This is a genomic window from Acinetobacter sp. SAAs474 (genome assembly GCF_032823475.1).
Classification (GTDB): domain Bacteria; phylum Pseudomonadota; class Gammaproteobacteria; order Pseudomonadales; family Moraxellaceae; genus Acinetobacter.
In genome coordinates, this window is sequence record NZ_CP127915.1 from 2517918 (window position 1) to 2542690 (window position 24773).

Genomic DNA, 24773 nt, shown 5'->3' on the forward strand with positions numbered 1-24773 from the left:
ATGGATATTCGTAAAATCAAGAAACTCATCGATTTAATGATTGAGTCTGACTTACAAGCGATCGAAGTTAAAGAAGGTGATCAATCGATTGCATTAACTCGTCGTAGTCCTGTGGTTGCGGCAGCCGTTCCAGCAATGCCTACTCCTTCTGCACCTGCTGCTCCAGCAGCAAAAACACCACGTGGTGCGGTTGAAACATCACCAATGGTCGGTGTGTTTTATGCAGCAGCAAGCCCAGGAGAGGCACCATTTATTAAAGTAGGCCAAACTGTTTCTGCAGGCGAGACTTTGGGGATTATTGAAGCAATGAAAATCATGAACCCAATTGAAGCAACACAAAGTGGCGTAATTGAAGAAATTTTAGTTAAAAATGGCGAAGTTATTCAATTTGGTCAACCATTATTTCGTTACCGCGCCTAATCACCACGGGGATTCACAATGTTGCAAAAAGTCTTAATTGCAAACCGTGGTGAAATTGCGCTTCGCATCACACGTGCTTGTAAAACTTTAGGAATTAAAACCGTTGGGATTTATTCCGATGCTGATAAAGACCTCATGCATTTACGTTTTTGTGATGAAGCAGTTTGTATTGGCCCAGGTACAAGTAGCGAAAGCTATTTAAATATTCCTGCGTTAATTACGGCTGCTGAGATTACAGGTGCAGATGCAATTCATCCAGGTTATGGGTTTCTATCAGAAAATGCAGAATTCGCTGAAATTGTCGAGAGCTCTGGATTTATTTTTATCGGCCCTCGCCCAGAACATATTCGTCTTATGGGGAATAAAGTTTCTGCAATTACAGCAATGCGTAAAGCTGGCGTACCAACTGTACCAGGCTCGGCTCATGCAGTAACACCACAGAATGCTTTGGTTGAAGCTAAAGAAATTGGTTTTCCATTAATTGTGAAAGCTGCATCTGGCGGTGGCGGTCGTGGTATGCGTATTGTTGAACGTGTCGATACACTGCTTGAATCTGTGCAGGCCGCTCAACGTGATGCCGAAATGTGGTTTGGCGATGATACCGTTTATATGGAGCGGTTTTTACAAAAACCTCGCCATGTTGAAGTACAAATTTTAGCAGATGGTAATGGCCATGCTATTCATTTATATGATCGTGATTGCTCATTACAACGCCGTCATCAAAAAGTACTTGAAGAAGCACCTGCACCAAACTTACCAGAAAAAGCACGTGCTGATATCTTAGATGCATGTGTTAATGCATGTAAGCTAATGCAATATCGCGGTGCAGGTACATTTGAGTTTCTTTATGAAGATGGTGAATTCTTCTTTATTGAAATGAATACACGTGTACAAGTTGAGCATCCTGTCACAGAAATGGTGACAGGTATCGATATCATCGAACAACAGTTACGTATTGCTGCTGGACTGGGTTTAAATCTGCAACAAGAAGATGTTCAGGTACATGGTCATGCGCTAGAATGTCGTATCAATGCTGAAGATCCAACAACATTCTTGCCTTCTCCAGGTAAGATTGAAAGTTTTTATGCACCAGGTGGTGCAGGTATCCGCTTAGATTCACATATCTATCAAGGTTATAGCATTCCGCCTTATTACGACTCCATGATTGCAAAGCTAATTGCTTATGGTAAAGATCGTGACACTGCGATTGCACGCATGAAACAAGCCTTAGATGAAATGATCTTAACGGGAATTAAAACCAATATTCCACTGCATAAAGATCTGATCTTAGTTGATCCGAACTTCTGTAAAGAAGCCATGGATATCCACTACTTAGAAAAACATCTTCTCAAACAGCTTGAAGGTCATTCTCAGAAAGAATAATCCATACAATGTATCGCGTTGCTGACATGCAAATATGCCAGCAACGCTTTTCTGTTATTCAGTTTAAATCAAAATTAATCCAGAAAATCATTGTTGAATCAATAAAGCAGTAGTCAAAATCACCGTTTTATTGATAATAAATATCAACAACAAGCATCTATCGGTGTCACTTCTGAAATTAGATTTTCCATTGCAAAAATTTCATCAAACTGCTGTTGAGTTAATAATCCTTGCTCTAAGACCACCTGTTGAATGGTTTTATTTTCAGCAATACATAATTTACCAATTTCATCACATTTTGCATGCCCTAAAATTGGGTCCAATAAAGTCACGATGCCAACACTACGCATAACTGCATCATAGGCAACCTGCTCATTCGCCACAATCCCCTGAATACATTTATGATCTAAACTTTCAATACCATGTATCAACAACTCAATAGATTCATTAATACACACTGCAATGACAGGCTCCATCACATTCAGCTGTAATTGCCCAGCTTCAGCAGCCATCGTCACAGCTAAGTCATTACCAATCACCTTAAAAGCAATCTGATTCACAACCTCAGGAATCACAGGATTTACCTTGGCAGGCATGATCGAAGATCCTGCTTGTAATTCAGGTAAACGTATTTCACCCAGACCTGTTCTTGGACCTGAACTTAATAACCGTAAATCATTACAAATTTTTGACAACTTAACAGCCAAGCGCTTTAAGGTACTTGATAAAATAATAAACACCCCACAATCACTGGTTGCTTCAATATAATCTTCGGCACCAATTAACGGTAATTGTGTAAGTTGTTTTAATGCTGCGACAACCTCTTTTGCGTAACCTTGAGGCGTATTTACTCCCGTACCAATTGCAGTCGCGCCTAAATTAATTTCTAAAAGCAATTGACGTGTGCGATCGATTAATTTGAGATCTTCTTTTAATAATGTCGAAAAAGCGCGAAACTCTTGCCCCAAAGTCATTGGAACAGCATCTTGTAACTGTGTTCTTCCCATTTTTAATACATGTTGAAATTCTGCCACTTTAATATTAATAGAAGCAATAAGTTGGCGCATTACTACAAACAACTGATCTAAACGATAATAGGTTGCTAATCGCAATGCGGTTGGATAAACGTCATTGGTAGATTGTGATTTATTAACATGATCATTAGGGTGAATAAATTGATACTCACCTTTATGATGACCTAAGTATTCCAAAGCAATATTGGCAATCACCTCATTTACATTCATATTAATTGAAGTGCCCGCTCCACCTTGATAAATATCAAGCGGAAACGCTGTACTCCATTGCTCAGGATATTGAATCAATTGATCTGCAGCAAATTGAATTGCTTCACTAAGCTGCTTAGAAATTTTCCCAAACTTAAGATTGATTTGTGCTGACACCTTCTTGACCTGCGCCAATGCACGAATAAAATCTAAATTTTTTCCAATTTTTTGATCTGAAATTTTAAAATTCTCCAATGCTCTTAAGGTATGAATACCATAGTAGCAATCCATTGGTACTTGTTTATGGCCAAGTAAATCATGTTCTGTTCTTGTTTTATCTATATGAACTGTTGTCACGTTAAATTCTCTCAATAAATAACTACACGATAAGTGCAACTACCATCTTATCGCCTTTCTTGACCAACAGCACTGATTTTTTGCTGTAAAATTGAGATCTATTTTGTATATTTTTTTACAATCGCTTTAATGATAAAATTTCGATCAAATATTTCTACTTAGGCTATTAATTATAAATATGATGAAAAAAACTAATTATATCAAATAGTAAACAAACCATCATATTAATACCATGAAGATTGATAACATCGTTATTTTTATGCGACTGATCAATATAGCAAAAGTTTTTATAATTAAAGAAGCGTGAAATCATAAACTTTGCTACCATCATCACTTTACAAAGATTTGTGATTTTTTTACGGTATATGACTTCATCTTATCAACAACAACTTGATGCAAAAGTTGCACGTATTTCAGCCCAGTTTGCTGAATTTAATCCACCTGCTTTAGAGATTTTTCCATCTGCAGAATTCAATTTTCGGATGCGTGCAGAGTTTCGTATTTGGCATACAGAACATGATCTATTTTATGCCATGTTTGAACGCGATGAAAATCAACAAAAAAAAGTTATTCGTATAGATGAATTTCCTATTGCCGATCAACGCATTAACCAACTAATGCCTATCTTGCTGCAAGAAATTAAAGCAAATACAATTTTATCTACACGTTTATTTGAAATAGATTTTCTATCCACCTTACATGGTGAAGTACTCGTCACATTCATTTATCATCATAAATTAACTGAAGATTGGGAACGTGCCGCTCGCTTACTTGCCGAAAAATTGCACATTAAAATTATTGGTCGTAGTCGCGGACAAAAAATCGTGCTCTCTGATGATTATGTCGTTGAAGAACTTCAAGTCTTTAACCGTCATTACGCCTATAAACAAATTGAAAGCAGTTTTACTCAACCCAATGCTGAAGTCTGCCAAAAAATGCTGGAATGGGCTTGTAATGCCGCCCCTCAGTCCAATAAAGACCTGCTTGAACTCTATTGTGGGAATGGTAATTTTACACTTCCTTTATCAACAAAATTTAATCGTGTTCTAGCAACAGAACTGGCTAAATCTTCTGTTTATGCTGCACAGTGGAATATTGAAAAAAATAATATTCAAAATATTCAAGTTGCACGTTTATCTGCCGAAGAATTTACTCAGGCATATAATGGTGAAAAAACATTTCGCCGCTTACAAGAAGCCAATATCGATATCAGTAGCTATCAATTTGACACTGTCTTTGTAGATCCACCTCGTGCTGGTATTGATGAAGCAACATTAAAGTTATTACAACGCTTTGAACGTATTATTTATATTTCATGTAATCCTGACACTTTACATGATAATTTACAATATCTTAGCAAAACACATGTCATTAAGAAATTTGCGCTATTTGATCAGTTTCCATATACACATCATGTTGAATCCGGCGTGTTACTTGAGAAAATTTAACGCTTTAAGATCTTCATTCACTTCAAAGCAGAATGAAGATCTTGTTTATTAAACCCGCAATTAAATATCAAAAATAGCATTACCCTACATACTTTGCATATATTTCTATTTCAACGCTATCACAAAGCTAAACGAAATTGAACAATATCACGTCATTACGAACCCAATACAGCACCATTTATGCTCAGCCCCTTACTTTCTCATTAAATAATGTGATGTTTTATTAAACAATTGGTTTAAATAAACTTAAAAAACAAACTCACATCTAATAAATTGATTTTTAATAGAATGTTATTTGAACCATCAAACAATATGATCAATTTCATGATGAAAATCGATAAAGTTCATCATCAATGCTGATTTATTATATCAAGGAGACTTGCTTTATTTTTTAAAATGTTTATATTTCGATCTATGTTAGGTTGTATATGTAGGCTCTATGAGTTTTTGGCAAAAACTGTTTATGAACGAACAGCATAACGAGCATAAAAATCAAATTGCTTGTGTTGAAAATGATTGCTCTTGTAAATCCAATGAACAACTTATCCAAGCATTATCTCAAGCAACGGATGAGGAAGTGATTATTGGTATTAAGAAGGTATTAACCTCTCGCGGCTATAGCCGTAAAGAGTTAAATGAACTGCAGCATCTACCATTACAATAGTACAACAAAAGGTATTTAGTCATCTAAATACCTTTTTTATTTATCACTGTTATTTTTATATTGACTTAAAATAATCTACATTCTGTTTAAGCCAATGATTTCATCATTTGAACCTATTGGCTTATTTTTATATATCAATTGATATGCACACCACAATACATAAATACCACTGAGAAATCTACGAATACGATATGTTTTACTCATCAATCTATATCGTCCTTCAGCCACGTCAAAAAGACTTTGAACGTATTAAAATAAAAGCATTGCATGTAAATAGCAATAACACAGATTTCTAAAATGATCTAAATCAACTGTCCTATCGCTTAAAAAATGATGATTTTGGTTGAGAAGAGTCTAATCAGTTACTACAAATTTAAGCCAGAAATCATCAATTATGCCGAATAATTCCGTATTATTGACCACTAGGACTAAATAAAGTAATACGTTTTGTGTACTCACTTAACTGATGGCGCTAGTCGTGTTATTTTTCAAGTCAATTGCTGATCCACGATTCGCGGTTAAAGTAATATATATTAAAGTATTGTTAATTTTTTCTTTAGTTAACATCAATTCAACTAAGTGATAAAATTTGACTAAATATCAATCAATCAAATACAGCGAGAATACTCGATATCTTCCTGCGATTTGATTTGCTAAATTGCAATCGTTCCCTTAAGATATACTTAAATTTTGATCTTGGATATGTTGGTTTTATCATCTTAGATAAGTCATAATATCACTTTAATTTATACTAACTTTTATTATATTTTTACCACATAATATTGATAAAATCATCAATAGTTTATATGCTGAGATGCGAGAGCCAAACATCATGACTCAACGTAAACTCATTTATCAATGACATTTATTTTTTATTTTGGTCATTCTTAGGATGCTAAAGCACAAACAACACAAGATACGATATCCCTTGGGCGCCCATTTGATTGTCAAACATTTTGGTTATAGCCATCATGGTATCTATGCTGGTCGTGGACGTGTCATTCACTACTCTGGTTTTGCACATTTATTTAAAAAACATCCTATTGAAATTACCTCAATTGAGCAATTTAGTTTTGGAAAACCAATTAAAATTCAATACTATAACAATCCAAAATATACTGGCCGTAAAGTTGTACGACGTATACGCAGTCGTATGCATGAAAATAACTATCACTTAATTATTAATAATTGTGAACATCTATGCACTTGGGCCATTACCGGCATAGAAAGTAGCCCACAAGTGATTCGAATGATGAATCGCTTAACCACGATTGGTTATGTCAGTTCAGTAATGAGCTATATGAACAGTATGATCTTAACGATAACCACTACCTGTTTTGCACTGGTATTATATATCAAGAAAAAACTACGCCAAAAAGCAAAAATGAAAATGTCATCCTATACCTACTTTAAAAATCAACAGCATAAAAATCGATAATTCATTAATAAAATTAAATAATCAGTATTATGAATTTGCTACTGATCGATCAATTAAAGATAGTACATATGATCGCGCTATAGCTAAGACGAAAAGTGCATCTATATTGAATCTTAAGATATAAACTTATTTTAGAACGGGACAGTACATTGACATCCTCTCCGACCTAAAGGACGGAGATTCCTACAGCTAGACGCTCATGTCCTGAGATACCGTCTTGGTAGTCAATCAGGTTTTGAGATTATTCGACCACTAAATAATCTCTTTGATAGGCAGTCTGATGTTTTAAAACGCCATAACACAGATGTATAAGCTTGCGCATTGCAGCACCTAAAGCACACATTTTATTTTTACCCTGGCTTAATAATCGTTGATATAAAGCTTCAATGTGTGGATTATATTTAATCGCTGTTAATGCCGACATATACAATACTGAGCGTATTTTACTGTCACCTGCTTTTGATAAGTGACTTTGCTTGTTGACTGAACTGCCAGACAACTGATGTACTGGAACCAAACCTACATATGCAGCAGCTTGACTTGCTTTTTCAAACTTGTGCGAATGAAATAACCCCAACAGTAATAAGCCTGATCGTTCACCGATTGAAGGAATAGTTTGCAGTAATTTCAAATCCTGTTTCAATGTTGGATCTTGATCTATGTGATTATTTATTAACTTATCAATATGTTCAAGTTGCTGATTTAAATACTCAATATTCTCTTCAAATAATTTAATCACAACAACGGAGGTATGAGTGGACTGCGCCTTTTCAAGTCGATTCTTTTCCTGCAATAGACTACCTAGATAGACATCTCGTCTGCCTAGTAAAGCTTTTAATAATCTGACATTTTCAGGTTCAGGCTGCCATATGATTAACTTTGCGGTGTAACCATAACGTGAAAGAGCTTCACTATCAGCTTTATCCGTTTTATTTAGCATGGACATGCCTTTGGCAAAGGCTCTTACTCGTGAAGGATTAGCCACACAAACCTTTACACCTGCATCATATAGATAATATCCCAAATTCTCATGATAAACCGAAGTCGCTTCCATGATTGCTGTCACTTGATCAGGTTCAATTTTAAGAGTGATGAGCCATTTGAGCAGACTGCCAAAGCCACTTTCTGTATTAGTAAATATTTTATTTTTTCTTTTTCCAGTCAAACCTTGAGGGAAAATGCAACAATCTATTTTGGTTTTACTGACATCAATACCTAGCATAATCATAGTGATATTCCTTGAGTTTAAGCTATGATTTTTATCCCATTAACCATCATCTTACCTTGTGAATACAGCATCAAAGTGCTTAGTTACCGTTCAGAGTTGTATGAGGGATAAGGGCAAATTGTAGGTTTTATCTCAGGTTCAAATTTAAGATTTTAGCAGCACTCCAAACTCTACAATTTGCGTATAGTGGTAGCTAATCACTATATCAATCAAGATACAAGTAGCACTGCTACGCAAGGGCGTTCTCGCATTTATACTTGAGCATTGTTTTGAATGCTGAAAACCCTGTATCTAAAACAGATTTAGCCATTTTAGTTTTTACAAGTTTTTTAGCACTCAGGTTGCCAACAACAATGAGTGCATTTTCTTTAACAAGCTTAGTGCTTGCCTTATGCAAGTAATCTTGACGGCTGTTTTTAATCTTTGCATGTATCGCACGTACACGGCATTTATTCTTTGCCCGTTGTGCAATCCCTAGTTTTTGCTCATATTGACGATAATATTTAGGATTACTAATGACTGTACCGTCCGAGCATGTAGCAACGTCTTTGAAGCCTAAATCAATCCCTATGGCTTGTTTCGCTTGTGTTTGTTGTTTGACTGATTCAACAACTAAACACACGTACCAACGCCCACGGCTATCTTCTACAAACGATCCAGTTTTAACCGTGTACTTACTTAATCCGTAGCTATCCCATAGTTTGAATTGAGTTTTACCATATTGAACAAAACCATCGGCATATCGAATAGCGGACTTTTTAAAAGGTATCCATCCTAAAGAACGTCTAGCCGATTTTTTATTACTAACACGCCAATTTAATTTAGCTTTTTTAAATTGTTTACGGCGTATAACCAATTCTTCTGTAACAGCTTGCACTGTTTGACTATGAAGATTGTATTCTTTTGATGTGCCTTTTGTGTACTTAGCAATATCGTATGCAGAAAGAAACTCACCTTTTCTTTTTAAATGCTTAAAACTCAAATCATTTACATAATTCCAGACAAAATTAACCTCTGACGCTAATTGATTAAGTGCCTTAACGTGTTTGTCTTTTATACGGATTTTAAGAGTCTTCATAGCTTAATTATAGTACAAAGAAAATACGCATAGCGTTGTAAGTCGAGGCTATGCGTCATAGAGTGTCGTATGGCTTAACGCCACTTGCTTATATCCACGTCTTAAAAGACGAGGTTTTACGCTCAATTTGATAAAAAAGCCCAATACTGGGATTGGGCTTTTTATGATACCTGATGATCGAAAAAGTAAAAACTTTGATCTACAATCTTATTTTGCAGGCTTAAAACTATCTTTTAAATCTAAAATACGATTAAACACAGGTTTTTCAGCACAATGATCATACTGATCTGCTACAAAATACCCTTCACGTTCGAACTGAAAACGATCCTCAGCATGTGCTTGCGCCAATGCTGGCTCAATGACTGCTTGAACGATTTTTAATGAGTCTGGGTTTAAATTGCTGAGGAAATCCTCGCCTGCTTCAGGATCAGATTCTGTAAATAAACGATCATAAATACGTACTTCAGCAGCAACACCCTGAGTTGCAGAAACCCAATGTATTACGCCTTTCACTTTACGGCCTTCAGGATTTTTACCCAGTGTTGCTGGATCAATTGAACATTTCAGCTCAATAACTTCACCTTGAGCGTCTTTAATCACTTCATCACACTTGATCACATAGGCATGACGCAGACGCACTTCACCATTTGGAATTAACCGTTTAAAACCTTTAGGTGGTACTTCTTCAAAATCTTTACGATCAATATAGATTTCAGAAGTTAAAGGAATAATACGCTCTCCCAAATCAACGTTAGGATGACGTGCATGAACCAAATCAAGCGCTTCAGGCAAATTCGTTAAAGTCACTTTAAGTGGATTCAACACTGCCATACCACGTGATGCGGTATTCTCTAGTGATTGACGAATACAATATTCCAACATCGCGACATCGACAATACCATCCGATTTCGATACACCAACACGCTTACAAAAATCACGTAAGCCTTCTGGCGTAAAACCACGACGACGCATACCAACTACAGTTGGCATCCGAGGATCATCCCAACCATTGACAAATTTACCTTCAACCAAGCGACGTAATTTACGTTTTGACGTAATTGTATAATCGATATTTAAACGGCTCGATTCATATTGACGTGGAACATCTTTGGTGCCAACTTTAGCCACCACCCAATCATAAAATGGACGATGATCTTGAAATTCCAATGTACACAGTGAATGTGTAATCCCTTCAATGGCATCTGATAATGGATGTGCATAATCATACATTGGATACACTTTCCACTTGCTTCCTGTTTGATGATGTTCAGCATGCAAGACACGATATAAAATTGGATCACGCATATGAACATTGGCAGAACTCATGTCAATTTTGGCACGAAGCACCGCTTCTCCCTCACCAAAACCACCATTATTCATTTTTTCAAAATTAGCCAAATTATCTGCAACAGAGGTATCACGATAAGGTGAATTTTTACCGGGCTCGTTAAAATTACCTCGATTTAACTTAATCTCATCAGCTGTTTGTAAATCAACATAGGCATCACCCTGTTCAATCAATTGAATTGCCCATGCATATAATTGATCAAAATAACTGGATGCATAACGAGGTTCACCATTCCAATCAAAACCTAGCCATTTAACATCATGTGCAATACCATCCACATATTCTTGTTCTTCAGCATTTGGATTGGTATCATCAAAACGAAGATTACAGAGTCCTGCAAACTCTTGCGCAATGCCAAAGTTAAGACAAATGGCCTTTACATGACCGATATGTAAGTATCCATTTGGCTCAGGCGGGAAACGTGTAATGACTTTTTGAGTACGGCCTGCCTCTAAGTCACCAGTAATCACCTGACGAATAAAGTCTAAGCCTGGCTGTTGTTCTTGCTGCACAGCTTCGACGGAGGCATTATTTTGTGTTGTCGGATTGTTTGGCAGAGATGAAACAACATCATTTGGCTTCATAGTAGTAAAATCACTTCAAAATTAAAATTAGGATAATTAAAACGCATTTCTTCATTTTTAACAAAAGAAAATCGCATTTTTACTTGCCTTGTAGTTTACAGTTTGCTTATGCTTCTCTCAACCATAAAACCCATGGCTTTAATGCCCATGTTTAGGAGATTGTACAATGAGTTTTCCTCAAGTCGAATTAAATACCAACAAAGGACGTATTGTTCTTGAATTAAACAGTGAAAAAGCACCACAAACTGTCGCTAATTTTTTAGAGTATGTCCGTGATGGTTTCTATGATGGCGTTATTTTTCACCGTGTAATTGATGGTTTCATGATCCAAGGTGGTGGCATGGATGAAAACTTTAAAGAAAAAGCAACACGTGATTCAATTGAAAACGAAGCAGATAACGGCCTAAGCAATGATGAAGGTACTATTGCAATGGCACGTACACAAGCACCACACTCTGCTTCAGCACAGTTCTTTATTAATGTTAAAAATAATAGTTTCTTGAACCATACCGGTAAAACAGCTCAAGGTTGGGGTTATGCTGTATTTGGTAAAGTGATTGATGGCATGGATGTAGTCAATGAAATTAAAGCTGTTCGCACAGGTAATCGTGGTTACCATGCAGACGTACCTTTAGAAAATATTGTTATCGAATCTGCTAAAATTATTGCTGAATAATTTTACACGCTAACCCTGCTTAAAATTCAACGATTTGGCAGGGTTAACGAGATTAAAGGAAAAAACTGTGACCTATCTGTTTATTTCAGATTTACATTTGTCACCTAAACATCCTCGTCTAGTACGAGGTTTTTTAGATTTATTAGACAAGTATCAACATCAAAATACTCAGTTGTATATCCTCGGAGATTGGTTTAACGCCTGGATTGGTGATGATGATACTTCAGCTTGGCTAGATGAAATTGTTCAACATCTACAAAATTTTACCCAAGCCAACAATCAAATTTTTTTTCAAGCTGGAAATCGTGATTTTGCGTTGCATGAGCAGTTTCTAGACCAATTTGGTGGCCATTTACTGCCTGAAATAGAAACATTAAAAATTGGGCAGTATTCAATTCGTATCGAGCATGGTGATGCATTATGTACAGATGACATTGCTTATCAGCGCTTTAAAAAAGTGATCCGTCATCCAGTTTTATTGAGTATATTACGTAAAACACCACTAAAATTTAGACAAAAACTAGCACAAGGTTTTCGTCAAAAAAGCCAAGCTGCCAAAGAAATCAAATCAAATCAAATTATGGATGTAAATGCTGCTGCCGTTGAAAAGGCACTTAGCAATGCTGATATCTTAATTCACGGACATACACATCGTCCTGCGATTCATCAGCAAAATCAAAAATTGCGTATTGTTTTAGGTGATTGGAGAGAAAATAACGCACAAATTTTACAAATTAACTCACCAGATGAGTTCGCCAATTTAAAATTGATATCATGGCATTATTAGAAGAATGTTAGCCAAAAAAATAAAGAGCTTAACAGCTCTTTATTTTACTTTTCATCAACTTATAGTGGACGAATTGCACTTGCCTGTGGGCCACGCTTGCCGTCAACTACTTCGAATTGAACACGTTGACCTTCATTAAGCACTTTAAAACCACTAGTTTGAATTTCGCTATAATGTGCAAACACATCAGGGCCATTATCTACAGCAATAAAGCCAAAACCTTTAGTTTCATTAAACCATTTAACCGTGCCAGTTAAAACATTTGACATATGAGTTTCCAAATAAAATTTTTTAAAATAAGTAATCAATAGAAAATTTGAAACAGGATAAATCTAGAAAACGATGAATAAATGGCAACGAAAAAAAGATTAAAGAGTTACAAAATTTTTTAATGGTTATACTCAAGGCTTAATATACATCATTTTTCAACTAATTCAAGAAAAAATCGAATCAATAATCCGATTAATGCGATTAAAAGTATTACAAATTACCTATAGGTTGAATTTAAAAACAAACCAAATCAGCACGATATCACGATGAATTCATTTTTATTTTTAAGCCATTAATGATTTTACTCACGTCTTCTCTAGATGCCAGCAATAACACATCACTGGCGTTGCCTTGCGTAAAGTCATTCTGATTTAGCGCATGAAAATTACTGATCCAGATTAATGCTTAGGCTAAACTATTTTTATCTAAATACGCATGGCGTACTTCTGGCATATCATTTAATAACTGAATAATATGATTGATATCTTCCGAATTGGTTGATGTCGCAATTAAAGTTGCTGCAATTTCAACATCTTCGTCACCAAAAGGCTCCACCTCAATATCTTGTGGAGGATAATGATATTGCATTAAAGCCTGATCCAACTTATCCATGACCAATTTACTAAATTGTCGTCCGCAGATAATATAAATTACATTTAATAACTCGGTATCGTCATCTAACGGACGACGATCAATAGCGTGACCAATTGGTCGTAATAAAATATTTGCTGCCAGAATAAAGCCTGTTGCCAACAGTGCTTCAATAATCAAGTCTGCTCCTGCTGCTGCACCAATTGCGGCAGAACACCATAATGTTGCTGCCGTATTTAAGCCATGAATATTGCCTTCTTCACGCATGATCACACCAGCACCTAAAAAACCAATGCCTGACACAACATATGCAATCACCCTTACTGCACCATCACTACCATTTAATGCAACTGCAATATCAACAAATATCGCAGCTCCTAAGGCGACCAGCACATTGGTTCTCAAACCTGCGGTACGTTGACGATATTGGCGCTCAAAACCAATTAATCCCCCCAAAACAAAGGCGACCACTAAACTCACCAATGTATCTAAGAAATGATCCGTTTGCACATGTTGTAAAAATTTTAATGCCATACTCATTCATCATCTTAAGGTTTATTTTAAATCATATATATCAAGCAAATGATGATTTAACAAATTAAAGTATTGAATTGGTAATTCAAAATTAACTTTGCATAATGGTCATAGAAATCTATGTATAATTTATGACATACATACACTAAATATCACAACCGATACGATATGATGTATTCACATCACCATCAGTTGATTAAGGAAAATTTCATGGATTTATTGAATGTTTCAAAAACTCGCTATGCGACCAAAGCCTATGATTCAAGCAAAAAAATCCCACCAGCACAATTTGAACGTTTACTTGAAGTATTAAGATACACCCCTTCATCAATTAACATTCAGCCTTGGCATTTTTTTATTGCTGATGATGCGCCGGCTAAAGCACGTATTGCCAAAGCATTGGTTGCTCAATATAGCTATAATGCGGCAAAAGTCTTAGATTCCTCTCATACCATTGTATTTTGTACCAAAGCAGATATTGATCAGACACATTTGCATAAATTGCTGGAATCTGATGATTTAAATGGCCGTTTTAAAGATGCCGCTGCAAAACAAGCTCAACAAGCAACACGTTTGGGTTATATAGAATATTATCGTCATGAAAAAGGTGATATTCAACGCTGGGCAGAAAATCAGACCTTTATCGCTTTAGGTCAAATGTTATTGGCAGCAGGTATTGAACATATTGATGCGACACCGATTGGTGGCTTTGATGAAGCGATTTTATCTAATGAATTACATTTGCCTGAACAAGGACTTATTCCCTCTGTGATTTTAACACTCGGTTTTCATAGTGACCAAGATTTCAATGCACAGCTACCTAAATCACGATTTAAAGCCGAAGATATTTTTACAACATTATAATATCGCAGAGATAAAATAGCATCCATACAGTATTGATCTGCAATGCCTACGATATGTTGACGCATGCAGATCAATCGCAATACCCTAATTCAGTATCAAATTAATCTTCATGTTTCAGTATAAAACGTATCATGATCGACTTAAGCTGTCATTGCATAAGCCAGACAGGCAACGCTGAATATTCCCAAAATTAAACCTATGGCTGCTGATACTTTTAATCTTTCTTTAAAAAAAAGTAGCCCACTCATTACACCGAATATAACAACCAACAAATTCATGGTGGCAAACACGATTGCAGGGGTATCTTTAAGCAATAGATGTGCCTTCACATATAAGGCAATGTTGGCAAAATTAATTACGCCTAATCCTAAACCAGCAACAATATTTTTTCTTTGACCAAAATGACCGCATGTTAATTTGATATAACTTAAAGCCAATATAAATGCAGCAACAAATACCAAATTCAATGCAACGGTAAATTGCAGTCCTAGACCTGTGGTATATTTTAATAAAATATCAATACAAGCATAGCCTATCCATACCAATATTAGATAAAGTATACCTTGATCTTTTGTCAATTGGGTTGAGGAACGCTGTGAAAAAAGAATCAGTACTATGGCCAATATGCCACAAACAATGCCCAACCATTTATAGTGATTAAACTGTTCGTTAAAAATAAAGTATGCTGCACTTAAAGATAAAATTACGGATAAGCGCTGTGCAATTTCTGTCTTTAAAATCCCCGCTGTTTGTAATGATTTGGCTAAAAACAAAAATACACTGGGCAATAACCCCCCTAAAGCAACAATTAACAACCACGGCGTATGCGTGAAGGAAAGATGGACAATATCTGGCTTGAACCAAAAAAAACACAAAACACTGGCAGCTGCATAATTCCAAGCAATCATTTGCAAAGGAATAAACCCCGTGTTGCTACAGACTTTTAATAAAATTGAAACAGCAACACTGCACAGTGCTGCAATAAAAATCAGTTCCATGTCTAAATTCTTCAATTCAAAAGTTGATGCTAACTAAAATTCTTGCCTCATCATTGACGATTTGGCTAACATGCTCACATAGCAGATTACTCGCCATTTATGTCACATCAATCTTATAGCGTTCATTATGAATACAGATCAACAGATCCTCTGCTTCAGATTAACTCAGCATGCAGATTTGCTAAAATCGTAATAATTTTCCAGATAAAAAGCCCACAAAATGTGGGCTTTTTATCAATCATTATACTGATTATTTATAACGGCTCACCATTTTCTCTAAAGAAATTGGGCGAATTTTATCGGCATGACCCGCTGTTCCAAATGCTTCATAACGATCAACACAAATTTGTTGCATTGCATCTACAGTTGCACTGAAGAATTTACGTGGATCAAATTCACTTGGTTTTTCAGCCATCATACGACGCATTGCTCCCGTAGAAGCTAGACGTAAATCGGTATCAATATTAATTTTACGCACACCATGCTTGATGGCTTCAACCAGTTGTTCCACAGGAACACCATAGGTCTCTTTAATATCGCCGCCATATTGATTAATCACAGCTAACCATTCTTGTGGCACCGAGCTTGAACCATGCATCACCAAATGTGTATTTGGTAAAGCTGCATGAATCTCTTTAATACGGTCAATTGCCAGAATATCGCCTGTAGGTGGGCGAGTAAATTTATACGCACCATGAGATGTACCTACAGCAATTGCCAATGCATCAACATCAGTATCTGCAACAAAACGGCGTGCTTCGTCTACTGAAGTTAACAGCTGTGAATGATCTAGTACGCCTTCTGCGCCCACACCATCTTCTTCACCAGCCATACCTGTTTCTAGGCTACCCAAACAGCCAATTTCGCCTTCTACCGAAACACCACAAGCATGTGCCATTTGTACAGTACGACGTGTTACATCCACATTATATTCATATGATGTTGGTGTTTTACCATCTGCACCTAAAGAACCATCCATCATTACTGATGAAAAACCCAATTGAATAGAACGCTGGCAAACATCTGGATCAGTACCATGATCTTGATGCATAACCACTGGAATATGTGGCCATTCTTCAATCGCTGCCAAAATTAAATGACGCAAGAAAGGTGCGCCTGCATATTTACGTGCACCTGCTGATGCTTGCACAATTACAGGTGAATTGGTTGCATCTGCTGCAAGCATAATTGCACGCATTTGTTCTAAATTGTTTACATTAAACGCTGGTACGCCGTAATTGTGTTCAGCGGCGTGATCCAAGAGCTGGCGCAATGAAATAAGAGCCATAATATCCTCCCAGGTAGTGGGCCTATTCTACCTTGTGATTTATTTCAATTCAGCAACATTTGATGATTTTTAAAAAAAAGTCCTCTTTATTCGAGGACTTTTTTACATTTGGATAATATTTAACGCTATATCCATCATATTTTTAAATTTTTTTAATTATGGTCTTGGTGAGGTGTAACGGCATCTGCTGGTGCATTGGCAATATCAGCAGGTACATCCTTATTCTTTTCATCTAAAATAGGCTGGTCAACAGAATCAATTGCACTTTGCTGCTGCGGTGAAATAGCCTCAACAGCTACTGCTGATGCCTCACTGCTACTTGGCGTTTCAGGCGCCTTGTCTTTTTGGCCACATGCGGTTAAAAACAAAGAAGTTCCAATTATGACTGCGATTAAAGAAAATGGTTTCATCATGATGTCTCAAGGCAAACTTTTATAAAGCAAAAAAAGCATATGACAAATATATTTCATTTTCATGACGTCTAGATCAACAGAAGATTGCAGAAATATTGAAAAATTGTTTTTGTTCATCACAAAAAGTGAACTTTATTTTAATTCATGGTTGATTTTAACATGTTAAACATGCCAATCAGTAACAGGACTGATTGGCACATCGAGTAAAATTATAAACTAAGCACGTTCTAATAATACTGCAACAGCTGGCAGCGTTTTACCTTCTACAAATTCAAGGAATGCACCACCGCCCGTAGAAATATAACCCATTTGATCTGCAACTTGGTATTTATCAATTGCAGCTAGCGTATCACCACCGCCAGCAATTGAAAAACCTTCTGATTCAGCAATTGCCAAAGAAAGTGCTTTGGTTCCCTCACCAAATTGATCCACTTCAAACACACCAACTGGACCATTCCAGAGAATTGTTTTAGATGTTTTTAAAATTTGTGCAAAAGCTTGGGCTGTTTCTGGACCTACATCCAAAATCATATCGTTATCTGTAACATCTGCCACCTTTTTCACTGTTGCTTTTGCCATAGCCAAAGAACCTAAGAAGTCAGCAAAATTAATTTCTGATGCATCAGCAACTACCACATCTGTTGGTAATGGTACAGAAACCTTGGCAGCAATCGCTTTGGCTGTATCAATTAAATCATGCTCACATAATGATTTACCAACGTTATATCCTGCTGCTGCGAGGAAAGTATTGGCAATTCCACCACCGACAATCAACTGATCACAAATTTCAGAGAGTGAAGTCAAGACATCAAGTTTAGTGGAAACTTTGGAACCCGCTACAATTGCAACCATTGGTTTTTCTGGTGTTTTTAATGCACGGCCTAAAGCATCTAACTCTGCTGCAAGCAATGGCCCTGCAGCAGCAACTTTTGCCAAACGCGCCACACCTTCAGTAGATGCTTCAGCACGATGTGCTGTACCAAAAGCATCCATAACAAAAATATCACATAGCGCAGCATATTGGGCAGCAAGCTCAGGGTTGTTTTTCTTTTCACCTACATTAAAACGGCAATTTTCAAGCAACACAACTTGACCCGGAGCAACCTCTACACCATCCAGATAATCTGTTAGTAATTGCACTTCTTGACCAAGTGCTTGTGTTAAATATGCTGCAACAGGTGCGAGAGATTGCTCAGCTTTAGGCTCACCTTCAACTGGACGACCCAGATGTGAATACACCATTACCGCAGCACCTTGATCTATAGCTGCTTGAATTGTCGGCAATGCTGCACGTAAACGTGCGTCACTTGTAATCACACCATTTTTAACAGGAACATTTAGATCCTCGCGAATCAAAACACGCTTACCTGCTAAATCAAGTTCAGTCATACGTTGAAAGTTCATGTATAGCTCACTTTATATATTTAAAAATCGCACAGATTCTAAATGATTATACAAAAAAAGGTTAGTTTCTTTTTATAGAAAAGATGGCGAAAGTCTGAGTTTTGATTATGATAGAGGGATGTCACATTGAAATAGCTAGAATATGTCTATACATCCTGAGCCGAACATCAATCGATTTAACGTATTCGGACAACCTTTAGCCAGTTGCTGCTACTCACCAATCACAGGTTATTTCAGAAATGGATTTTGTCATATTTCGCCGATTGACTCTGGTCAACATACTGTATGTGCTCAAATGACATCAGAATTTTTAAATTATTCACAGCAAACAGGCAATGATTTAATTACACCGATTCCTGAAATTGACTTTATCGGACTTCAACCTGGTGATTTTTGGTGTATTTGTGTCACACGATGGGTAGATGCCTATCAAGCAGGAAAAGCACCTCCCCTTAAATTAGAAGCATGTCATCAATCGGTACTATCATATGTTTCGCTTGATGTTCTTATGGAATATGCAATGTAATGACTCAACCTCGTATTATTTTGGCTTCAAGTAGTCAAACACGTCAAACATTAATGAATCGCCTGCCACTTGACTATCAAGTTATTGCGCCCGATATTGATGAGTCTCCTCGCGATGACGCTCATGCTGACGATCTGGCAAAACGCTTGGCTTTTGAGAAAGCAGCACATATTTCACAACAATATCCAGATGCTATTGTGATTGGTTCAGATCAAGTCGCTTGGCGTGAAGGTGCACCAGATGTTTTTATTGGTAAACCGCTATCAGAAACGAAAGCCATTCAGCAGTTACAAGCCAACTCAGATAAAATTGTGTATTTTAGTACCGCACTTAGTGTACAACTACGCGCGCAACAGTTTGAACATACTATTGTTGAACATTATAAAGTTAAATTTAGAAAACTGAACTTAGATGAGATTCAACGCTATGTCGCCATTGAACAACCACTGCATTGTGCTGGAAGCTTTAAATGTGAAGGTTTGGGGATTAGCTTATTTGAAGAAATGAATGGTCTAGATCAAACCACACTAATGGGTATGCCCATGATTCAACTGTGTAATATTTTAAGAAAACTACATTTGGCCATACCTTAGAAAGGTTCTTCATCAATCCAAAAATTCATATGCTTAAAAATATTTATAAAAAAAGTGTATTGAATATCAGTACAATTTTACTCAGATTGATGCTTACAGAGCCTTATCTGAGTAAAATTCAAGCGGCTGATTAACTTTGACGATATTCAGGTTCATAACCTAATTTATATTCAATGTGGTCATAACACCATTGGAAAATGAACGTATAAATTAAAATACATAAGGTTAAACCAAAATCAAGTAATACCGCATCAAAAAATGACATATTCAATGCATAGGCAATCATGGGAATGGTCGCGATCATCAAACCACCTTCAAATCCAATCGCATGTAAAATACGTACAGCCAATGTTCTTTTTAATTTTCTACGTGCTTCAAATTTTTCAAAAAAATGGTTAAACAGCATATTCCAAAGTACCGAGGTCACTGCCATCGCAACACCTAATACACCGGTAACTTCCATTGGAATAGCAAAGATATAACTTAATGCAATAGCAATGATGACCAATAGGATAATCTCATAACTTAATGCATGAACAATCCTTCTTTTGGAAATCAACATTTAAAAACTCGCTTTATAATTTAATTAAGCCTTATTATATGTATATTTAATTGATAAATTAAGTTAGATTCTTTCAAAATAATTGATAGGTTGCACTATGAATATTCATCAAGAACAATTAATCATTTTTAAAACCGTCATGGAAACTGGCTCATTCTCAGCTGCTGCACGTGCTTTAGGTAAAGTACCATCAGCCGTAAGTATGTCGATTGCTAATTTAGAAATTGATTTAAATCTAAAACTCTTTCAACGTGTTGGTCGAGAGCCGGTTGCCACACCCGCAGCACAGATTCTATATGAAAAAACACAACATTTACTGATAGAGATGAATCAATGGAAACAACATGCTCAGTCATTAAGCCAAGGTCTAGAGGCTGAATTAAATATTGTCATCGTCTCTGAGCTGGTCCATACCGAGTGGACTAAATATATTGTATTATTGGCCACACAGTTTCCTGACTTACAAATTAATATTTTCTCTGCACCGCAAGAAGATGCTATGAAAATGCTTCTTAATAATTCAGCACAACTGGCTTTAATGTTTGAACGTGAACAATTAAATAACAGTGAACAATTTGTTGAGCTAAAAAGAGCAACCTTAATTCCTGTGGTTGCGATACAACATAAACTGGCACAATATGATCAAATTAGTTATGAACAACTACGACAAAGTCGACAAATTGTCGTCGCGAGTCGAGATCGTAATATTAAACCAGAATTACTTTTTTCCAAACAAGCATGGCGTACAGATAATCACCACTCTGCTTGCAGCCTAATTTTACAAGGTTTGGGCTGGGGTGTTTTACCTTCTGAGATGTTTAATGAAAATGCATATCTTCGAAAAAAACTGAAGATTTTAAACATTAGCGATTTTACCCCTGCATTTGAATATTTTGTCGATTTAGTATGGAATCGTGAACATGAACTTGGATTGGCTGCACACTTCTTAATCAATCACATCCGAAATCAAAGAAAACAGCAATTAATTTGATAGAAAACAATCCAGAAAGACTTTTACGCCAAAAAGTTTATGTTATAAGTAAATTAAAGTAACAACGCTTAAGAACTAAATAAAATGACATTATCCGCTTTAGATCAATTAAAAACACAGACCATCATTGTTGCCGACAGTAGCGACCTAAATGCCATTAAAAAGTTTCGTCCACGTGATGCAACAACCAACCCATCATTAATTACAGCCTCAGCCAGTCAACCTGAAAATATCAAATTAATTGAGGCGGCCTATCAACAAGCCAAAGACGAAGCTTATACTGATGATCAGCTCATTGAACGTACTATTGATATTCTCACTGTTCAATTCGGTATCGAAATTTTAAAGCTGATTGATGGACGGGTTTCAACTGAAGTGGATGCTGCACTGTCTTATGATACTGCTGCAACTGTGGCCAAGGCCAAAGATCTTCTTGCTATTTATCAATCACATGGTATTGATCAAGAGCGTATTCTAATCAAGATTGCGTCAACATGGGAAGGCATTCAAGCAGCCAGACAACTTGAAGCTGAAAATATTCATTGTAATCTCACTTTGTTATTTGGCATGCATCAAGCACAGGCTTGTGCCGATGCTAAAGTCACGTTAATTTCACCCTTTGTTGGAAGAATTTTAGATTGGCATAAAAAATTTGAAAAATTAGATCACTACCCAATCGAACAAGATCCGGGCGTACTCTCGGTTAAACAAATTTATTATTTCTATAAACAACATGAAATTAAAACGGAAATTATGGGGGCAAGCTTCCGCAGTATTGAACAAGTACTGGCTTTAGCAGGTTGTGACTTACTGACTGTTGCGCCAAATCTATTAGCTGAAATGCAACAAGATGATCGTCTTGTAACCCCACAGCTTTCTTTAAATCATATGAGTACTCCTCATCCTTATCAGGCACAATCTTTAAATGAAACTACATTTAAGATGCTGGTACAAAATGATTTAATGACCACTGAACTATTACAGGGTGGTATTGATGGCTTCATTAAGGCACGGGAGCAATTAAAAATTTTACTCCGCCAGTCTTGTGGTCTTGATGCTGAAATTAAAGTCTAATCGCTAAATATTCACTATGCATATCAGCCGATGAGGTTATAATATCTCTCGGCTTTTTATTTAGGATCATTGTCCTGTGTTGGGGATCACCGATTTAACCACATTTATCATTGGTACTATTTTAATTGTGATACTCCCTGGCCCTAATTCTTTATTTGTGATGTCAATTGCATCAAAACATGGGATAAAAGCAGGTTATCAAGGTGCTTTAGGCGTCTATACTGGTGATTTAATTCTCATTTTGTTAACAGCATTGGGAGCCGCCTCTTTACTGCATACCTTTCCTTGGTTATTTATTCTGCTGAAAATTATTGGCGCAATCTATCTCAGTTATTTAGGCGTGAAATTGTGTCTAGCTGCAATACATACTTGGAAGGCTGTTGCAACACCAGCACAACTTCGTCAACCGCCATCCTTGGAACAGCTTAAACCCTTTCGTACCGCGTTAACGATTAGTATTTTAAACCCCAAAGCCATTTTGTTTTATCTGTCATTTTTTGTACAGTTTGTTGATCCTGCTTATCCTTATCCTGCCATTACATTTGCCGCTTTAGCAACTGTATTACAAATCATTAGTATGGGCTATTTAACACTTTTGATCTTCTCAGGTGCAGCATTGGCACGCTATTTTTCATATCGTTATAAATTTACTGCAATCTGTGTGGCAAGTGTAGGCGTCTTATTTTGTGGCTTTGGTATAAAACTTGCAACTTCAACCTTATAAAAAGAAAGCGTATGATAGCAAAATCCTGTTATTTTTATCTGACCATGCAACGGAACTATGCCTAAAATAATTCAAGATTTATCAATCCCTGCCATTTTCGCTGGCTTTATTACCTTTCTTGTAGGAATTAGTGTTTCATCAGTACTGGTGATTCAAGCAGCACAGCTACTTGGCGCAAATCAAGCACAAATTACCTCATGGTTTTGGGCCTTAGGAATCGGCATTGGTTGTTGCGGCTTAATACTTTCTTGGAAATTTCGCTATCCTGTTGCCACATCATGGTCAACCGCAGGCCTCGCCTTAATCATTGCTTCAGCGCAAGGTTATAATTTATACGAAGCGATTGGTGCTTTTTTGTTATGTGGACTTATAACTGCCCTATTCGGTTTTATGGGCATCTTTACCAAAATTTTGCACTATATTCCGCAGAGTTTAACCAGTGCTATGCTGGCTGGTGTGCTACTCAAATTTGGTATTGATATTTTTATAGCCATGCAAACACATTGGGGATTTATTTTATCTCTATTAACTGCCTATATTCTCTCAAAACGTTTATGGCCTCGTTATAGTATTGTGATGACTGTTGTGGCTGCAATTATTTTAATTCCATTTTTTGTTGATTTTAAACTCGGACATATTCAGCTCAGCCCAGCAACGCCCATACTGATGCTACCACATTTTTCATGGTCCGCATTTTTTGGACTCGCATTACCTTTATTTGTCATTAACATGGCATCGCAATACTTACCTGGGCTGGCTATGATTAAAAGCTATCATTATGAACCCCATGTTAAGCATCTCATTGGTTGGACAGGTACTGCCCAAGCAATATTGGCACCTTTCGGCTGTTTTAGTGTGAATATTGCGGCAATTAGTGCAGCAATTAGTCTAGATGATCAGGCCCATCCAGATCCAACTAAACGTTATATTGCCGGTATCAGTTGTGGTTTTTTCTACATTATAATGGGTATTTTTGCTGCAACATTGACCAGTCTACTGCTCTCCTTTCCTAAAATTCTAATTATTGCACTGGCAGGTATCGCATTATTTGGTACGATTGGGCATAACATTGCTCTGGCATTTAAAGAACAAACAGAGCGTGAAGCAACTTTACTGACTTTTTTATTTAGTGCTTCTGGTGTGCAATTTTTTGGGATTGGATCTGCATTTTGGGGATTACTTTTTGGTTTAGTGGTGTATAAAATTCTTCAAGTTAAAAAGTACTAATGTTTTGTATTACCGTGAAATACTCATCATCAAGCGCCTCATCGCTTATATCAGGCGCTTGATCGATGATGAAATCAAAA

General features: G+C 36.6%; 24 protein-coding genes and 1 pseudogene. 14 read left to right on the plus strand and 11 right to left on the minus strand.

The features are described from left to right. Together accB and accC are read left to right on the plus strand one after the other, a co-directional pair. Entirely contained in the window at nucleotides 1–420 is a 420-nt protein-coding gene (gene accB, locus QSG86_RS12795; protein WP_317031850.1) for an acetyl-CoA carboxylase biotin carboxyl carrier protein, read from the plus strand. Nucleotides 421–438: 18 nt separating this feature from the next. After that, complete coding sequence (gene accC, locus QSG86_RS12800) at nucleotides 439–1803, plus strand: acetyl-CoA carboxylase biotin carboxylase subunit (RefSeq protein WP_317031851.1); 1365 nt, start codon at nucleotides 439–441, stop codon at nucleotides 1801–1803. Between the two features lie 143 nt (nucleotides 1804–1946). Here the strand turns inward: accC and QSG86_RS12805 are convergent, their stop codons facing one another. Then, nucleotides 1947–3317 carry an aspartate ammonia-lyase gene (locus QSG86_RS12805; RefSeq protein ID WP_410487499.1) on the minus strand — a complete coding sequence of 457 codons (1371 nt, stop codon included), beginning with the start codon at nucleotides 3315–3317 and terminating at the stop codon, nucleotides 1947–1949. Between the two features lie 431 nt (nucleotides 3318–3748). Here QSG86_RS12805 and trmA point away from each other — a divergent pair, with 431 nt between their 5' ends. The 3 genes from trmA to QSG86_RS12820 all read left to right on the plus strand — a co-directional run bounded on the left by trmA (nucleotide 3749) and on the right by QSG86_RS12820 (nucleotide 6933). Next, nucleotides 3749–4831: a tRNA (uridine(54)-C5)-methyltransferase TrmA gene (trmA, locus tag QSG86_RS12810; protein WP_317031853.1), complete on the plus strand. Its 1083-nt coding sequence runs from the start codon at nucleotides 3749–3751 to the stop codon at nucleotides 4829–4831. 439 nt (nucleotides 4832–5270) lie between these two features. After that, the gene (locus QSG86_RS12815) at nucleotides 5271–5495 is read left to right on the plus strand and encodes a hypothetical protein (RefSeq protein ID WP_317031854.1); all 225 of its coding nucleotides are present in this window, start codon (nucleotides 5271–5273) and stop codon (nucleotides 5493–5495) included. 892 nt (nucleotides 5496–6387) lie between these two features. Beyond that, complete coding sequence (locus tag QSG86_RS12820) at nucleotides 6388–6933, plus strand: lecithin retinol acyltransferase family protein (RefSeq protein ID WP_317031855.1); 546 nt, start codon at nucleotides 6388–6390, stop codon at nucleotides 6931–6933. Nucleotides 6934–7174: 241 nt separating this feature from the next. Here the strand turns inward: QSG86_RS12820 and QSG86_RS12825 are convergent, their stop codons facing one another. The 3 genes and pseudogenes from QSG86_RS12825 to QSG86_RS12835 form a co-directional block, all read right to left on the minus strand. Next, complete coding sequence (locus tag QSG86_RS12825) at nucleotides 7175–8161, minus strand: IS110 family transposase (protein WP_317030947.1); 987 nt, start codon at nucleotides 8159–8161, stop codon at nucleotides 7175–7177. A 238-nt stretch (nucleotides 8162–8399) separates the two neighbouring features. Then, nucleotides 8400–9239: pseudogene (locus QSG86_RS12830) on the minus strand (RNA-guided endonuclease InsQ/TnpB family protein); the annotation flags it as partial. 207 nt (nucleotides 9240–9446) lie between these two features. Next, nucleotides 9447–11171, minus strand: coding sequence for a glutamine--tRNA ligase/YqeY domain fusion protein (locus tag QSG86_RS12835; protein ID WP_317031856.1), 1725 nt, complete (start codon nucleotides 11169–11171; stop codon nucleotides 9447–9449). Between the two features lie 166 nt (nucleotides 11172–11337). Between QSG86_RS12835 and QSG86_RS12840 the strand changes: the two genes are divergently transcribed. Together QSG86_RS12840 and QSG86_RS12845 are read left to right on the plus strand one after the other, a co-directional pair. Beyond that, complete coding sequence (locus QSG86_RS12840) at nucleotides 11338–11847, plus strand: peptidylprolyl isomerase (protein ID WP_317031857.1); 510 nt, start codon at nucleotides 11338–11340, stop codon at nucleotides 11845–11847. A gap of 67 nt (nucleotides 11848–11914) precedes the next feature. Next, nucleotides 11915–12634, plus strand: coding sequence for a UDP-2,3-diacylglucosamine diphosphatase (locus tag QSG86_RS12845; protein ID WP_317031858.1), 720 nt, complete (start codon nucleotides 11915–11917; stop codon nucleotides 12632–12634). Between the two features lie 59 nt (nucleotides 12635–12693). Here QSG86_RS12845 and QSG86_RS12850 read toward each other — a convergent pair whose 3' ends face one another. Together QSG86_RS12850 and QSG86_RS12855 are read right to left on the minus strand one after the other, a co-directional pair. Next, nucleotides 12694–12903 carry a cold-shock protein gene (locus tag QSG86_RS12850; protein WP_317031859.1) on the minus strand — a complete coding sequence of 70 codons (210 nt, stop codon included), beginning with the start codon at nucleotides 12901–12903 and terminating at the stop codon, nucleotides 12694–12696. Between the two features lie 406 nt (nucleotides 12904–13309). After that, nucleotides 13310–14029, minus strand: a complete 720-nt coding sequence (locus tag QSG86_RS12855) for an MgtC/SapB family protein (RefSeq protein WP_317031860.1) — start codon at nucleotides 14027–14029, stop codon at nucleotides 13310–13312. 210 nt (nucleotides 14030–14239) lie between these two features. Here QSG86_RS12855 and nfsB point away from each other — a divergent pair, with 210 nt between their 5' ends. Then, entirely contained in the window at nucleotides 14240–14893 is a 654-nt protein-coding gene (gene nfsB, locus QSG86_RS12860; protein ID WP_317031861.1) for an oxygen-insensitive NAD(P)H nitroreductase, read from the plus strand. Nucleotides 14894–15033: 140 nt separating this feature from the next. On the opposite strand, the gene QSG86_RS12865 is transcribed toward nfsB, so the two are convergent. The 4 genes from QSG86_RS12865 to QSG86_RS12880 form a co-directional block, all read right to left on the minus strand. Continuing rightward, the gene (locus tag QSG86_RS12865; protein WP_317031862.1) at nucleotides 15034–15891 is read right to left on the minus strand and encodes a DMT family transporter; all 858 of its coding nucleotides are present in this window, start codon (nucleotides 15889–15891) and stop codon (nucleotides 15034–15036) included. A 250-nt stretch (nucleotides 15892–16141) separates the two neighbouring features. Then, a complete protein-coding gene (fba, locus tag QSG86_RS12870; protein WP_317031863.1) occupies nucleotides 16142–17179 on the minus strand; it encodes a class II fructose-bisphosphate aldolase in 1038 nt (345 codons plus the stop codon). A gap of 152 nt (nucleotides 17180–17331) precedes the next feature. Continuing rightward, the gene (locus QSG86_RS12875; RefSeq protein WP_410487500.1) at nucleotides 17332–17589 is read right to left on the minus strand and encodes a hypothetical protein; all 258 of its coding nucleotides are present in this window, start codon (nucleotides 17587–17589) and stop codon (nucleotides 17332–17334) included. A 219-nt stretch (nucleotides 17590–17808) separates the two neighbouring features. Continuing rightward, a complete protein-coding gene (locus QSG86_RS12880; protein WP_317031865.1) occupies nucleotides 17809–18996 on the minus strand; it encodes a phosphoglycerate kinase in 1188 nt (395 codons plus the stop codon). 142 nt (nucleotides 18997–19138) lie between these two features. Between QSG86_RS12880 and QSG86_RS12885 the strand changes: the two genes are divergently transcribed. Together QSG86_RS12885 and QSG86_RS12890 are read left to right on the plus strand one after the other, a co-directional pair. After that, the gene (locus QSG86_RS12885; protein WP_317031866.1) at nucleotides 19139–19522 is read left to right on the plus strand and encodes a DUF2237 domain-containing protein; all 384 of its coding nucleotides are present in this window, start codon (nucleotides 19139–19141) and stop codon (nucleotides 19520–19522) included. Continuing rightward, nucleotides 19522–20115, plus strand: coding sequence for a Maf family protein (locus QSG86_RS12890; RefSeq protein ID WP_317031867.1), 594 nt, complete (start codon nucleotides 19522–19524; stop codon nucleotides 20113–20115). Before QSG86_RS12885 ends, QSG86_RS12890 begins: the two co-directional genes overlap by 1 nt. Nucleotides 20116–20245: 130 nt before the next feature. On the opposite strand, the gene aceI is transcribed toward QSG86_RS12890, so the two are convergent. Next, nucleotides 20246–20677, minus strand: coding sequence for a chlorhexidine efflux PACE transporter AceI (gene aceI, locus QSG86_RS12895; protein ID WP_317031868.1), 432 nt, complete (start codon nucleotides 20675–20677; stop codon nucleotides 20246–20248). A 97-nt stretch (nucleotides 20678–20774) separates the two neighbouring features. On the opposite strand from aceI, the gene QSG86_RS12900 reads away from it, so the two are divergent. The 4 genes from QSG86_RS12900 to QSG86_RS12915 all read left to right on the plus strand — a co-directional run bounded on the left by QSG86_RS12900 (nucleotide 20775) and on the right by QSG86_RS12915 (nucleotide 24693). Next, the gene (locus tag QSG86_RS12900) at nucleotides 20775–21668 is read left to right on the plus strand and encodes a LysR family transcriptional regulator (protein WP_317031869.1); all 894 of its coding nucleotides are present in this window, start codon (nucleotides 20775–20777) and stop codon (nucleotides 21666–21668) included. Between the two features lie 84 nt (nucleotides 21669–21752). Beyond that, on the plus strand, nucleotides 21753–22742 hold the full coding sequence (gene tal / locus QSG86_RS12905) for a transaldolase (protein ID WP_317031870.1): 990 nt from the start codon (nucleotides 21753–21755) through the stop codon (nucleotides 22740–22742). Between the two features lie 76 nt (nucleotides 22743–22818). Then, nucleotides 22819–23466 carry a leucine efflux protein LeuE gene (gene leuE, locus QSG86_RS12910; RefSeq protein ID WP_317031871.1) on the plus strand — a complete coding sequence of 216 codons (648 nt, stop codon included), beginning with the start codon at nucleotides 22819–22821 and terminating at the stop codon, nucleotides 23464–23466. 57 nt (nucleotides 23467–23523) lie between these two features. Continuing rightward, nucleotides 23524–24693, plus strand: coding sequence for a benzoate/H(+) symporter BenE family transporter (locus QSG86_RS12915; RefSeq protein ID WP_317031872.1), 1170 nt, complete (start codon nucleotides 23524–23526; stop codon nucleotides 24691–24693). Nucleotides 24694–24773: the final 80 nt, after the last annotated feature.